The following is a 13,643-nucleotide window of genomic DNA, read 5'->3' on the forward strand; positions in this document are numbered from 1 at the left end:
GCCGGGACGTGGCGAACCGGGATGGTCGCCGTGGACTTGGTGCGGGCGCGGCGTTGCGCTTACGCGTTGAGGGACGTGCCGAACACCGCATCGATGACCTTGAAGGCGAGTTCGAAGTCCCTCCAGTCGGTGTTGGTGTGCAAGACGACGGCGCGCTCGCCGTCCGGGGTGCTCACCCCGAAGGCGCCGGTCCCCCAGAAGGCGCCGGCCATGCCGCGCAGCGTGAGGCCGCCGGTCAGCGCCTTTTCGAGTTCGAACATGCCGAGGCCGTAACGGGTGTGGGGGATCCAGCCGCTGCCCTCGGTGGAGACGGTGGTCCACAACGCGTGGTGCTGGGCCGGGGGCAGCAGGCTCCCGGACGCCATCGCCTTGATGAACCGGATCAGCTCGCCGGTGGTGGAGACGACGTTGCCCGCCGACCAGAACAGGGAGGTGTTGAACTCGGTGACGTCCAGGGGCGGGGTGCCGGGTTCCTCCATCAGCGACGTCCAGTTGTCGGCCGTGAGCGATGCCGGGTCGACGCCGTCCTTGAGGAACATCGCCGTGTAGGCGCGGGGGTGCGGTTCCGGGTAGCCCGTGTCGTCCGACGCGCGGACGAAGGTGTGGGTCAGGCCGAGCGGCTGGACGACCGCGCGATCGACCTCCTCGGCGTAGCTGTTGCCGGTGACCTTCTCGATGATCGCGCCGGCGAGGTAGTAGCCGCTGTTGGAGTAGACGAAGCGCTCGCCGGGCTCGCCGATCGGCGGCTGGGACAGCCCGAGCCGGATCAGGTCGGCGGTGGTCCAGTGGTCGAAGCGGTGCTTCTCCAAGCCCGAGCGGGTGGCGTAGTTGTCCGTCGTCTCCGGCGCGAGACCGGTGGAGAACAGGCCGCCGGTGTTGCTCAGCAGGTGCCGGATGGTGACCTTCCGGCCGTCGTAGCCGTTGACGTCCATCACGCCGGGCAGCCACTTCTCCACCGTGTCGTCGAGGCTCAGCCGGCCCTCGACCTCCAGTTGGAGCACGGTGGCGGCGGTGAACGCCTTGCCGCCGCTGCCCGCGTGGACGTGCTCGCCCCGCTGCCGCGGTGCACCGGTCCCGAGGTCGGCCACCCCGGCCGTGCCGAACCAGGTCCCGTCGGCGTCGTGCACCTCGGCGATGATGCCGGGCACGCCTGCCTCGGCCACGGCCCAGTCGAGCACCTGCTGAACATCTTCGTGTGACATGGCCATCCTTTGCTCCGGAGTCTTTCCGACAACGTGAAAGTTACGTTGCATGCATAAACTCGTCAAACAGCTCTTCCTGGAGCAACGCGCAAAGCCGCAGGTAGCAAGCTTGTGTTCGTTGCGCGAGGTTGTCGCCTAATGCAATGGCTTTGGTTCGTAAGTGCCGCACTCGGCAGCGCTGCGGAGCGTTCGGGACGCCGTTGGGCCGCGAAGCGAACCCGCGGCGGCAACGGTCGGGGTCACCCCCGACCCGATCGTGAGGAGTGCTCGACCGGCGGCTCGTCCATCGGCCCAATGGCCGTCAAGTTCACCCGGTTGTCGGGCGTGACGGCTGCTGCGTCCGCGTGCCAGGGTGATCTCTCGTTCACCGCAAGTGAGCGGGGCGGGCACCCGGGCCCTTCGCGCTCGTGAGCGAGATCCATCGGCCTGGTCCGGGTGGAGGGGCAGAGACGGTGCCGCACGGAACGCACCCCGCTCGCGTGTCGGCGGCCGACTTCCCGGACGCGCTGGCCAGGATCGCCGAGGACCGCGACTGGGCCGCGCTCGAAGCCCTGTGCGACCAGCACATCCTCGCCGTGGAGGGCGACGTCGCCGGTCGGCTGTTCCTGGTGCTGAACCAGGTGCCCGCCGAGGAGCTGCGCGCCCGCCCGCGCCTGATGCTCTCGTGGATCGGCGCTTACCACGCGATGATCGCGATGAGCCGGCCGCACTCCGGCGAACTCAGGCCGCACCTGCGCCACTACGCGGAACTGGGCACCCGCCTGGCGGCCACGATGGACCTCGCGGTGGAGACCTCGGCGGCGACGCTCGTCGCGGTCGGGACCGCGGCCATGATCGGGCTGCGGATGCGGGGCGCGAGCGCCGAGGCCGAGGAACTGGGCGAGCGGCTCGCGGCCCGCGCGGCGCAACTCGGCGCGCTGCCCGGCGGCGACGCCGAAGCGCGCCCCGGGTGGCTTGCCCTGCAACGGGGTCTGACGCGGTCGCTGATGGACGACTTCCCGGCCGCGGTGGAGCTGTACCGCCAGGCGTACGAGCGCGCGACGGCCGAGCCGGCGACGGCGGCCACCGCCCTCAACGCCGCCGCGAACCTCGCCATGATCTTCGCGCACCTCGGCCACGCGGCCCTCGCCCACCAGTGGCTGGACCGGATGCGCGGCTTCGAGCCGCCCTCCGAGCGGGTCCGCTTGCTGCTCACCGTGGGCGGGACGATCGCGCAGGGCTGGCACGCGCTGGACCGCTACGACGAGGCGGACCTCGCGGAGCGCCTGGCGGTCACCGGCGACGGCACCAGGCCGCTGGAGGTCTGGCCGTTCGTCGCGGCGCTGGTGTTCGCGCACGGGCTGCACCTCGGCGACCCGGCGACGTCGCTGGCCCACCTGGGCGCGCTCCCGCTCAGCCACGCGCCCGAGCTGGTCGCGCAGGGCACGGCCTTCCGGGTGCTCCGCCGCGCCCACGTCGAGCTGCTGATCGCCACCGGCCAGGCCACCCGCGCGCTGCGGTTGATCAAGCAGGCGGACCCGCAGTGCTCGTGGCTGGCGCTGCCCGCCGCCCGGCTCCGCCTGCTCAACGGCGAGTACGAGGCGGTCCGCGCGATGGCGTCGCGCACGTCCTGGCACGAGACGACGTCGCGCCGGGACGCCCGGCAGATGTTGCTGCTCAAGGCGATCGCCGCGCGGCGCATGGGCGACGAGGACGAGGCGCGCCGCTCGCTCGTGCCGGTGCGCCGCGTGCGCACGCCGGACGAGGTGCTCTCGCTCGCCGCGTTGTCACCGGCCGATCGCGACGAGGTGGTCCGGCTGGGCGACCTGCCCCTGACCGACGAGGCGGCGCAGCGCCTGGCGCGGGCCCGGCCGGTGTTCCCGGAACGGGTCGAGCTGGTGGAGCTGACCAACCGGGAGCAGGTGGTCCTCGCCGAGCTGGACGCCGGCCTGACCCTCGGTGAGGTCGCGCGCAAGCTCGTCGTGTCCGTCAACACCGTGCGCACGCAGGTGAAGAGCGCCTACCGCAAGCTCGGCGCGTCCAGCCGGGAGGGCGCGCTGATGCGGGCGCACGAACTCGGTGTCCTCTGAGGGGAAACCGGTGTCCTCTAAGGGAAGAGGGTCGCGCCGAGCGGGCGCTGCTCGTCGAAGCCGGGCAGCACCAGGAAGTTCGCGGCGGCGGTGGTGGTGGTGAACGGCAGCAGGGCGTCGCCGCCCTCCATCCGGGCGAGGGTGTTGGTGAACGTCCGGAGGTCGTTCTGGAAGCTGATGAACAGCAGGCCGGGCGCGGGTTCGTCGATGCTGTAGGAGCGGCGCAGCATGAGGCCGACGCCGACCACCGCGGGGTGCGCCCTGCGCAGGTGGGCGTCCGCCGGGACGAGGTAGCGACCGTCCGGCGTCTTCGCGCCGAGGTCCGGGTCCGCGGCGATGTCGCCGCCGGAGAGCGGCGCGCCGGTGTCCCGGCGTCGGCCGAAGACCGCCTCCTGGGCGGCCACGGGCAGCGCGGCGAACCGCGCCAGGTCCACCTCCATGCGCCGGAGCACGGCGATGGTGCCGCCGGCGACCGGGGCGGGCCCGGCCAGCCACAGGTCCCGTTGCTGCTGGGCGGTCGAGTGCGGGCCGACGACGCCGTCGACGAACCCCATGACGTTGCGCGGCGCGGTGCGGCCCTGGCGCACCGGGACGGCCGGGCCGCGCCGCCCGGACTGCCGCCAGCGCTCGCGCACCCGGTCGCCCGCCAGGGCCAGCAGCGCCGCGGCGGCGACCGGCGGGACGACCGCGTCACCCGCGCAGACCTGCACCAGCAGGTCGCCGCCCCGCGCCCGCGGTTCGACCCGCTCGTGGGAGAACGGCGGGAGGTCCGCGCCGCCGGGCAGGCCCGCCCCGGCCAGGCGCACCAGCCGGGGACCGATCCCGATCGTCACGGTGAGGTCGCCCGCCGGCAGGCCGAGCAGCCGGGCGTCGGCGCCCGAGGCGAGCGCGCGGACGGCCTCGCCGAGTTCGGCCAGCAGCGGGCCGACGGCCGCGCCCCCGTCGACGTCGGCCACCACCACCAGCAGGTTGGGCTGGGCTTCGGCGGGGAGCGTGATGCCCGCCTGGTGCACGCCCGTGGGTGTCACCGGCGCGGCCGTCGCGGGTGCGTCGCGCCCCGGCGGGGAGTCGCCTGCTTCGCAGCCCGCGGTGAGGCCGGCGGCCAGCGCGGTGGCCCCGGCCCCGAGGAACGCACGGCGTGATGGGTGACCTTCGGCTCGGCGCACGCGGTGGAGGGTGCCAGATTCGCCCTGTCGCGGGCGAACCCGGCGGTCGTGCCAGACTGGGCCCATGCTTCGTTTCGGCCTTGCCGCGATCGTGGCGGTGCCGGCCCTGGTTCTGGCGGGCTGCGGCGCGGACGGCGGCGGCGGATCGGGCCAGGGCAGCCGACCGGACGGCGCGCAGGTGACGATCCGGGTGCCCGCCGACGCCCCGACGATCTCCGCCGCGGTGTCCCTCGCCCGGCCCGGCGACCTCGTGCTGGTCGCGCCGGGCGTCTACCACGAGTCGGTCAGGGTGGGCACGGCGCGGGTGACGCTGCGCGGCGAGAACCGCGACGCGGTCGTCATCGACGGGCAGCTTCGTCAGCCGAACGGCGTCGTCGTCACCGCGCCCGGAGTCGCGGTGGAGAACCTGACCGTCCGGAACAACACCCAGAACGGGGTGCTGGTCACCGGTTCGGCGTCGGCGGCCACCGGGACACCGGGGCACGGCGGCTACGACACCGGCGACGAGCCGGTCGCCTTCCTGAAGTCGTTCCTGGTCTCCCACGTGACCGCCACCCGCAACGGGCTGTACGGCATCTACGCGTTCTCCGCCCAGGACGGGGCCATCGAGCACTCGTACGCGTCGGGCTCGGCCGACTCCGGCATCTACGTCGGGCAGTGCAAGCCCTGCCGCATCGTGGTCCGCGACAACGTCGCGGAGCTGAACGCGGTCGGGTTCGAGGGCACCAACGCCGGCGGGGAGATGTACGTGGTGGGCAACCGCTTCGTCGGCAACCGGGTCGGGCTCACCACGAACTCCGACCACCAGGAGAAGTTGCTCCCGCAGCAGGGTTCCCACGTCGTCGGCAACCTGGTCGCGGCCAACCAGCAGGGCGCGACGCCCGAGCAGGCCGACGGCGGGTGGGGCATCGGCGTCGGCATCGACGGCGGCAGCGACAACCAGGTGGTCCGCAACCGGATCGAGGGCAACGCCAACGCCGGGCTGGTGATCACCGCGACCGCCGACATACCGCCGAACGGCAACCAGGTCGTGGACAACACCTTCACCGCCAACGGCGTCGACGTCGGCTGGACGTTCCCGACCGCGACCCGCGGGCGGGGGAACTGCTTGCGCGGCAACGAACTCACGACGACGGCCCCCGAAGGGCTCGCGACGACCGCGTCCTGCCCGGCCGCCGACCAGCCGGCCACGCCGTCCGGCACGTGGGCGAGCCCGAAGGCGCCTCGCGGCATCCCGTTCACCGACGTGGCCGCGCCCGCCGCGCAACCGCAGCTCCCCGACGCCACCACCGCCGGCGCGACCGCCGTCCCGGACGTCCCCGCGCTGCCGGACGTCGCGCGGGTCCCGCTGCCGTCGGCGGCGCTGCTGGTCGACCGCGCGCTGGTGCGGACGCCCTGAGCGGCTAGGGCGTCGGCGCGACACCCGGAGCCGGTTGGACCGGGACGTACTCGCGGGCGTCGAACTCGATGACCACGGGCTGCGGCTCGGACGCGACGTCGGCCCGGACCCGGTGCATGGTGCCGTCCTGGTCGACCCAGTAGCGGACGTTGCCCGCCGTGCCGGGCCTGCCGCGCGCGGCGGGACCGCTCAGGACGTCGACCCGGTGGCCGCCCACCTCGTCCCGGCCGACCCAGGCGGCGCCGTTCTGCGGCAGCAGCTCGGCGTTGTCCGGCCGGTCGCTGCCGAGGCCGAGCGCGATGAGCAGCGCGCTGTCCAGCGAGCTGCCCGCCGTGAGCAGCGACCGGCGGTGCCACCCGGCACCGGGCGGTGACGCCGGGGCCTCCGCCGGCGCGTCCGCCACCGGGTGGACGAACACGGTGGTGGCGTTCCACTGGATCAGCCCGTCGCTGGACGTGTCGCGCCCGGTGCCGCGCACCACGCCGTAACCGAGCCCGGCTCGGAAATCCACGGCCCCGGTGACGACCAGCCCGCCCGCGGTGGTCGGCACGGTGATCGTCACCGCGCGCCCGCCCGCCTCGTAGTTGCGGAACCGCGTGATCGCCAGCCGGTTCGCCTCGTCCGAGGTCAACGCGCGCGGGCCGGCGGGCTCCGAGCGCGAGTCGACGATCAGGAACGCGGCCACCCCGACCGCGGCGGCGGACGCGACGGCGAGGGCGACCACCCACCGGCGCGGGCGTGACCACCGCCGTCGTGAGCGGTGCTGCCGGGCTCCCATGCTGCGCACGCGGCGGGATGCTAACAGGATCGCTGATTCACCCCCTGATTCATCCGGGCGCGCGGCGCATCCGATGACGGTGTTCTGGTTGTCTGGCACGGTTCACGACGACTTCCACAAGGGGATGGCGATGAGCCGGAGAACCCGGACGCCCGCGGGCCGCCTGGCGCGGTTGGGACTGGCCGGCCTGCTGCTGGCGGGCAGCGGCACCACCGGGGCGGTGACCGGGACGGCCGCCGCTTCGGCGACGGACGGCACGGTGACGGTCCAGGTGCTGCGGGACTTCTTCGGCACCGGCGTGATCAACACGGCGATGGACGTGCCGCAGCGCGGCATGCGCGTCGACGTCTCCGACCCGGCGGGCCACCACGTCACCGGCACCACGGACGCCACCGGGAAGGTCGTCGTGCCGCCGTCCGAGGCGCTGGTAGGCGGCCACTACCGCGTCGACGTCACCATCCCCGAGCCCTACCGCGACTACCTCCAGGCCGCGCCCGCCTCCACGGCGGCCAACCAGTTCGACAGCTTCACCACCTTCGTGGACGTGTCGGAGGGCAAGGACGCCTCGGTCATCACCGCGGTGTGGAACCCCGCCCACTTCACGCTGCCGGACACCCGGTACTTCGTGCCGATCCAGAGCGGCGCGAGCGGCGCGGACAACCGAGCGTTGGTCGCGTTCGGGGTGAACACCCGCGGCACCTGCCCCACCGACGTGCGGTGCCCGGACACGCTCGCCACCCAGGAGCAGGTCGGCACGACCTTCGGGCTGGCCTACGACAAGTACCGGAAGCGGCTGTTCCAGAGCGCGTTCGCCCGGCGGCACGCGCCGTACGGGCCGGAGGGCGGCGACGCGATCTACACCGTCCCGGTCGACGGTGGCGGCACGCCGAGGCTGTTCGCGAAGGTGGCGGGCGCGGCGGTGACGCCCCACGCCACCGGCAACATGATCAAGGACGGCGGGTTCACCGACGTGCCGGGCAAGGAGAGCATCGGCGGCCTGGCCCTGTCGGAGGACGGCACGACGCTGTACGCGCTGAACCTGTTGACGCGGAGCCTGGTGAGCTTCGACGCGACCGGTGCCGCCGTCGTCGCGGCCACCGCCGCGGTGCCGGTGCCGGACCCCGGCTGCGCGGCGGCCACCGACTGGCGGCCGTTCTCCGTCATCGAGCACGACAGCACCCTGTACGTCGGCGGCGTGTGCAGCGCGGAGAGCACGCAGAACCGCGCGGACCTGAGGGCGGTCGTCTACGCCTACGACGGCACGCGGTTCACCACGGTGCTGTCCCAGCCGCTGACCGCCGAGCGCGGTCAGGTCCTCACCGGCCGGACCAACGACCGCACCAACCGCTGGAACCCGTGGAACACCGACCTGGCCGGCTGGGACCGGCACGACACCGGTGGCGGCGCGCTGATCGACCCGCAGCCGCAGTTGGCGAGCCTGGCCTTCACGCGCGACGGTTCGATGGTCCTCGGCTTCCGCGACCGGTTCATGGACGCGGTGGGCTGGAACTCGCTGGACCCGCGGCCGGGTGACGACTCGGTCGAGAACGGCTTCTCCGGCGGCGACATCAACATGGCCTGCGCCAACCCCGCCGGCGGCTACCTCTGGGAGGGCACCGGCACCTGCCCGGACCACGCGAAGAACACCAACGACGGCCGCCAGTCCGACGGCGTGGTCGAGTACTTCCCCGGCGAGTACTTCTCGCCGGCGGGCCCGGCGGAGAGCGGGCCGCACCAGGAGACCGCGCAGGGCGCGGTCGCCTACATCCCGCAGCAGCAGTGGGTGATCAGCACGCAGATGGACCCGACCGTCAACGTCGCCACCGGCGGGACCGGTTACTACGACGTCAACACCGGCGTGGGACCGGGCAACGCGCCACGGGCCAACGCCTTCCAGTTCGTCGGGGCGAACCAGAACGGGTTCGGCAAGGCGGGCGGGCTCGGTGCCATCGCGTACCAGGCGGCGAACGCGCCGATCCAGATCGGCAACCTGGTGTGGTTCGACGGCGACCGCAACGGCGTCCAGGACCCGGCGGACGTGCGGCTGCCGAACGCGACCATCAACCTGCTGGACGAGTCCGGCAAGCAGGTCGCGACGACGAAGACCGACGCGGCGGGCGAGTACTACTTCGGCGGTGTCGGCGCGGCCTACGAGCTGACGCCGGGCGCGAAGTACACGGTGCAGTTCGACGTGTGCACCGCGAAGACCGACAGGGTGCCCGGCCGGCCGCCGGCGACCGACCTGCGGTTCACGCTCCCGCTGACCGGTGACGACCGGGTGCACGACTCCAACGTGGTCCCGCCGACCACCGGGCGGCTGTGCAACGGGTACGCGCCCGTCGTCGCGCCGGACGAGCCAGGGGAGGTCGACCACACGATCGACGCGGGCGTGCACATCCCCGAGCCGCCGACGACCACGACGACGCCGCCGACGACGGTGCCGCCGACGACGTCCGAGCCGCCGACGAGCCCGGCCCCGACCACGACGGTGCCGGCCCCGCCCGGCAAGCACCCGCGTTCGCTGGCCTCCACCGGTGTCGGCGGCCTGCCGTGGGTGGTCCTCGTCGGCGTCCTGGTGCTCGGCGCGGGCGTGGCACTCGCGATCCTGAGCCGGAAGCGCCGCGCCAAGCAGAACTGACCCCCGCGGGGCCGGAACCGGTCCGCCCGTCCGCGACGCGGTGCTCCGCGGACGGGCGGACCGCGTGTTCCGCCACTTCGCGTGGTCCTCGGCCGTGCCAGTGTGGACTTCCCGCACGCGGGCGGGCCGTTGAGGAGGATCAGGCGCGGCATCCCCCGCTCCCGGCAACAGGTTCGGCGGCGGGTCGGTCCCGGCCTCGCACCGGGGGACCGCCCGGTCGGCGGGTGGCTCAGGGCTTGCGCATCAACAGGTGGGCCTGCTGGAACCGCTCGCCCTCGCGGGGCTCCCGCAGCAACCGGGCGACCTCGGCGAACCCGGCCCGGCGCAACAGGTCCGCGAGGGCGTCGGGCGACCACCGGTAGGCGAGCGCGACCTTGTGGTCGAACTCCTGCGGCAGCGGGTCGTCGCCGGCGAAGAACCCGAGCAGCAGGTGCCCGCCCGGTGCCAGCACCCGCTGGAACTCGGCGAACACCGCCGGCAGCCGCGCCGGAGGCGTGTGGATGACGGAGTAGAGCGCGAGGACGCCGCCGAGCGTTCCGTCGGCGAGGTCGAGGTCGGTCATCGACCCTTCGTCGAACCGCAGTTCCGGATGGGCTCGGCGGGCCAGGGCGACCATCTCGGAGGACAGGTCGATGCCGAAGGTGGTCGGCCCGAGGGCGTGCACGTGCGCCGTGACGTGGCCGGGTCCGCACCCGATGTCGGCGACCGGTCCGGCGTCGTGGGCCTGCACGAGTTCGGCGAACGCGGCCAGCAGCGCCCGCTCCATCGGCAAGGAGTCGAGCACGTCGCTGAAGAGCTCGGCGTAGAGGGGGGCGACGGCGTCGTAGGCCGTCTTGGTGTCGTGCAGGGCGGACGGTCGGTTCACGGTGAAAACCCTATCCCGCACCGGTTCCGCGCCGCCCTTCGACGGTGCCGCCCGTGTGGGGTTCGCCCGCGCCGAGGCTTGCCCGCGTGGAGGCTTGCCCCCCGCCGGGGGCCAGGCGGTGTCGCCGCCGTTGTTGAGAAGGCCCGCATCGCGCTGTCGTCCGGGTTCACCAGCAGGTAGTCGTCGCGCCGGTCGCCGTTGACGTCGGCGGAGGTGATCTCGAAGCCGGTCGCGCCGACGCCGGAGGCGATGCGGCGCGGCCTCGGGAGCGGTTCGGAGGACCTGGTCGATCAGGCCACCGAGCCGGGCAGGCGCGCCGCGAGGATCGGCGTCCGTCGATCCTCGCGACGCGGCGACCTGCGGTTGTCATCGAGAGTCGGGGCGCACCACCAGGTCCAGTGCTCGGAGGACCGTGTCGAGGGCGTCCGGCGCGGTGCTGAAGACCGCGAGTTCGAACGACGGGTACTTGCGCACCAGTTCGTCGCTGTCACCGGGGAGCAGTTCGGCGAGTACCGGGTTGCCTCGCAGTTCGGTGAGGACGTCGACGGCCAGTGCCGTGTCCATGTCCTGGACGGACCTGAGGTTGATGGTCAGCTCCGGGCGTTCGGCCGAGATGTACAGCGACACCAGGGAACGCCGCTTGCCGTCGACCGGGTAGTAGAGGCCCGCCGACGGGTACGCGCCCGCGCCGCCCTTGACGTGCGCGCCGCGTTCGTCGGCGTGGGCCAGCAGACGTCGCCCCGCCGCTCGGACGTCGGGATCGGCGATCGCCTCGACGGCGGCGTCGACCTCCGGCCTGGTCCACGCCCGCTTCGTCAGCGCGGGCCGGACGGGCGGTGGGCCGACGACGGCCGAGATCGCGACGGCAAGCTGCTCCAGCCAGTCGATGGTCTCGGTGGCCTCGTGGTCCTGGATCGGCCTGCGCTCACCGGTCTCCTGGTCGCGGTCGGTGGCGTGGGCGATCTTGTTCCGCCGGTCCATGATCCGGCTGATCCGCTCCCGCACCGTCTGGTGCGACCACGTGGTGCCGTCGTCCTGGCTGAGGCGTTTCGCCACGCCGTCCCACAGCGCCACGTCGCTGACGTAGCCGAACGCTTCCTTGATCTTCTCCGGGTTCTGGAAGGACGTGTAGCCGAACAACGACCGCAGGTGGTCCCGGAACTTCTCCTCCAGTGAACCGGAGTGGTGCAGCACCTCTTCCAGCAGGCTCATCGGGACCTCGATGCGCAGGAACCGCCTCGGCCGCGGCTCGGAGACCTGGAGCGCGAGCCCCAACGCGCGGTCGTACAGCTCGCTCTTCACCCAGTGGTCCAGCGCCGACACCGCCTGCACCCACGCTGACCGGTACAGGTCGGTGACGTCGAACGCCCCTACCCGTAACCGTTCCAGGTGCTGTCCACCCCGCACCAATCCGCGTGCGTAGTCCATGTTCGCGCGCAACACGCGCAGAGCTTCCGTCTCCACCACATCATCGGGCACGGGCGTCGAGTATGCCGTGCCACGCGGACGGCCCACACGCGCGATCGCGATGTGGGCCGTCCGGGTGGGGGAGAGGACGCGTGGTCCGGCGGGTCAGAGGCTGTCGCGCAGCGGCACGGTGATCTGCTTCAGCCACGTGCCGGTGGTGAAGTCGCGTGCCTTGATCACCACGGCGCGGTGGTACACCTCGACCTGGAGGCCCTGGTTGAAGCTGCCGCCCAGGGAGACCTCGCCGCCCTTGCCGTCGTCCACCCAGCCGGTCTGCACGGCCCCGGTGTTGACCACGGTGAAGCCTTCGAGGTTGCCGCTGCCCGGCACGACCCGTCGGGTCACCCAGTCGGACAGGTTGAGGTCCCAGTGGGTGTGCCCGGAGAACAGGAACACGTCCCGGTACCTGCCGAGCACCGAGAGCAGCCGGTCGGCCTGGAGGTAGTCGCTCAGGTAGAGCTTGTTGCGGGTGCCGGACACGGTGTTCGGCAGCGGGTGGTGGGTCAGCACCATCACCGGCTTGCGCCACCGGTCCCAGTGCGCCAGCCGCCGCTCCAGCCAGGTGAACTGCTGGTCGCTGAGCCACACCTCGTCCCACAGCTTCGGGTCGTGGTACTTGGCGTAGCGCTCGGTGCCCAGGCACAGCACCGGCACGCCGCCGAAGGAGGTCTCCGAGTAGACCGTGTTGCGCCCGGCGAAGTTGTAGAAGCTGCGGAACAGCGAGTCCTCGGTGGTGCCGTTGGGCCAGGTCTCCTGGGCGAGGGTGTCCGGGTCCCGCCACTTCGGCACGTAGAACTCGTGGTTGCCGATGGCCCAGGCCACGTTCCTCGGGTGCGGGTGCTTGTCCAGCACCGATCGCACCTGGGCGTACTCGAAGTCGTAGCCGCGCGGGGTGATGTCGCCGGCCACGCCCAACCCGGCGCCCTTGGGGTTGGTGGCGTGGATGTCGTCCAGGGCCTTGCCGAAGTCGGCCAGGTCGCCCTGGATGTCGCTGATGATGTTGAACCGCACCGCCGAGCCGTGCGGGTCCCGGCCGGGCGTGGCGTCGGCCTCGACGCCCAGGGCGGCGGTCGTGGCCAACGCGCCACCCGTGGCCAGCATGAACGACCTGCGATCCATCGGACACCCACATTCGAGTACACCAGTGCGAACGGGGCGAAGGTAGGACGTGCCGGGTGATCACGGGTGACGCGGCGTCGGCCTCGGTGTGTACGCGAAGGTAACTTCAGGTTTTTGCCGGGGTCCGACGCCGCTCGTGATCACCTGGTCACGCGTCGCCGCCCGCGTCGTCACGGGTCAGCACCTCCAGTGCGTGGCGTGCCGATTCGATCACCCCCGCCCACCCCGCCAGGCTCAGGTAGCGCTCGTCGGACAGCCCGGTCCCGTGCACGTCGAACAGCGCCTCCAGCGACGCCTTCAAGGCCCGCAGCGCCTGCGCCTCCGCCTCGCCGCGAAGGATCTGCCCGATCGTCGAGGACGGGTCGTCGAACACCGGGGTGTCGTCGTAGAGGACGTGGATGTTGTGCGACAACTCGTCGTAGTACTCCGGGTGCGGCAGTTCGCGCCGCACCCAGACCCGTTGCTGGTACTCCGGGTCGGACAGCGCCCGAACCGCCTCGACGACTTCCGCGCGCATCTCCGGGTACCGGACTCTCGCCGTGGCGCGTTCCGCGCCGGCACCGTGATCGTTCACCGAGTGGGCCCGATCACGCTGCCACCGACGAGCGCGCCGATGCGGCGCAGTGGCCGCTCGTCGGCGAGCAGTTCCCGGAACAGGTCCCGCAGCGCTTGGGCGGCGGGGTCGTGCCCGCGCCGCAGCGCCACCTGGGCGCGGGTCCCGATCACCGGGCCGACCGCGCCGGCGTGCGGCACGGGCTCCGGCGCGTCCGGCATGTTCTTCTGGACGTCGATCAACACCAGCGCGGTACCCACCCGGCCATTCAACACGAGGCCGGTCCGGCCGAGGTGCTGATCGGGCGGACGGACCGCCGCGACCGAGCCCGGTGCGCACTCGCGGTGTCCGGTAGCGTCACTCCCCGTGCTCGGACGGGCCGTCCCG

At 72.7% G+C, this 13,643-nt stretch carries 11 protein-coding genes; 3 read left to right on the forward strand and 8 right to left on the reverse strand.

Going from position 1 to position 13,643, the window contains the following annotated elements:
- Nucleotides 1-59: 59 nt before the first annotated feature.
- Nucleotides 60-1,202 carry a serine hydrolase domain-containing protein gene (locus C8E97_RS14125; RefSeq protein WP_211347012.1) on the reverse strand — a complete coding sequence of 381 codons (1,143 nt, stop codon included), beginning with the start codon at nucleotides 1,200-1,202 and terminating at the stop codon, nucleotides 60-62.
- A 452-nt stretch (nucleotides 1,203-1,654) separates the two neighbouring features.
- Between C8E97_RS14125 and C8E97_RS36475 the strand changes: the two genes are divergently transcribed.
- Nucleotides 1,655-3,271 carry a LuxR C-terminal-related transcriptional regulator gene (locus C8E97_RS36475; protein WP_281275418.1) on the forward strand — a complete coding sequence of 539 codons (1,617 nt, stop codon included), beginning with the start codon at nucleotides 1,655-1,657 and terminating at the stop codon, nucleotides 3,269-3,271.
- 17 nt (nucleotides 3,272-3,288) lie between these two features.
- Here the strand turns inward: C8E97_RS36475 and C8E97_RS14135 are convergent, their stop codons facing one another.
- Nucleotides 3,289-4,437, reverse strand: coding sequence for a Dyp-type peroxidase (locus C8E97_RS14135; RefSeq protein WP_121005662.1), 1,149 nt, complete (start codon nucleotides 4,435-4,437; stop codon nucleotides 3,289-3,291).
- A 64-nt stretch (nucleotides 4,438-4,501) separates the two neighbouring features.
- On the opposite strand from C8E97_RS14135, the gene C8E97_RS14140 reads away from it, so the two are divergent.
- Complete coding sequence (locus tag C8E97_RS14140) at nucleotides 4,502-5,836, forward strand: right-handed parallel beta-helix repeat-containing protein (RefSeq protein ID WP_121005667.1); 1,335 nt, start codon at nucleotides 4,502-4,504, stop codon at nucleotides 5,834-5,836.
- A gap of 4 nt (nucleotides 5,837-5,840) precedes the next feature.
- Here the strand turns inward: C8E97_RS14140 and C8E97_RS14145 are convergent, their stop codons facing one another.
- Nucleotides 5,841-6,614 (reverse strand): hypothetical protein, encoded by a 774-nt coding sequence (locus C8E97_RS14145; RefSeq protein ID WP_246019366.1) that lies wholly within the window; start codon nucleotides 6,612-6,614, stop codon nucleotides 5,841-5,843.
- Between the two features lie 88 nt (nucleotides 6,615-6,702).
- Here C8E97_RS14145 and C8E97_RS14150 point away from each other — a divergent pair, with 88 nt between their 5' ends.
- Entirely contained in the window at nucleotides 6,703-9,252 is a 2,550-nt protein-coding gene (locus C8E97_RS14150) for an SdrD B-like domain-containing protein (protein ID WP_246018881.1), read from the forward strand.
- Nucleotides 9,253-9,481: 229 nt separating this feature from the next.
- On the opposite strand, the gene C8E97_RS14155 is transcribed toward C8E97_RS14150, so the two are convergent.
- The 5 genes from C8E97_RS14155 to C8E97_RS35295 form a co-directional block, all read right to left on the reverse strand.
- On the reverse strand, nucleotides 9,482-10,117 hold the full coding sequence (locus tag C8E97_RS14155) for a class I SAM-dependent DNA methyltransferase (protein WP_121005673.1): 636 nt from the start codon (nucleotides 10,115-10,117) through the stop codon (nucleotides 9,482-9,484).
- Between the two features lie 366 nt (nucleotides 10,118-10,483).
- A complete protein-coding gene (locus C8E97_RS14160) occupies nucleotides 10,484-11,596 on the reverse strand; it encodes a hypothetical protein (protein WP_147455110.1) in 1,113 nt (370 codons plus the stop codon).
- Nucleotides 11,597-11,689: 93 nt separating this feature from the next.
- Entirely contained in the window at nucleotides 11,690-12,703 is a 1,014-nt protein-coding gene (locus tag C8E97_RS14165; RefSeq protein WP_246018882.1) for a metallophosphoesterase family protein, read from the reverse strand.
- A 148-nt stretch (nucleotides 12,704-12,851) separates the two neighbouring features.
- A complete protein-coding gene (locus C8E97_RS14170) occupies nucleotides 12,852-13,277 on the reverse strand; it encodes an SCO4402 family protein (RefSeq protein WP_425470521.1) in 426 nt (141 codons plus the stop codon).
- Nucleotides 13,274-13,516, reverse strand: coding sequence for a hypothetical protein (locus tag C8E97_RS35295; RefSeq protein ID WP_211347013.1), 243 nt, complete (start codon nucleotides 13,514-13,516; stop codon nucleotides 13,274-13,276). Before C8E97_RS35295 ends, C8E97_RS14170 begins: the two co-directional genes overlap by 4 nt.
- Between the last annotated feature and the right edge of the window lie 127 nt (nucleotides 13,517-13,643).

Source organism: Saccharothrix australiensis (genome assembly GCF_003634935.1).
In the GTDB taxonomy this organism is placed as follows: Bacteria; Actinomycetota; Actinomycetes; order Mycobacteriales; family Pseudonocardiaceae; genus Actinosynnema; species Actinosynnema australiense.

Excerpts from the sequence above, each read along its gene's own strand:
- C8E97_RS14125 (WP_211347012.1), bottom strand. The coding sequence starts at position 1,202 with ATGTCACACGAAGATGTTCAGCAGGTGCTCGACTGGGCCGTGGCCGAG.
- C8E97_RS14165 (WP_246018882.1), bottom strand. The coding sequence starts at position 12,703 with ATGGATCGCAGGTCGTTCATGCTGGCCACGGGTGGCGCGTTGGCCACG.
- C8E97_RS14145 (WP_246019366.1), bottom strand. The coding sequence starts at position 6,614 with ATGGGAGCCCGGCAGCACCGCTCACGACGGCGGTGGTCACGCCCGCGC.
- C8E97_RS14140 (WP_121005667.1), top strand. The coding sequence starts at position 4,502 with ATGCTTCGTTTCGGCCTTGCCGCGATCGTGGCGGTGCCGGCCCTGGTT.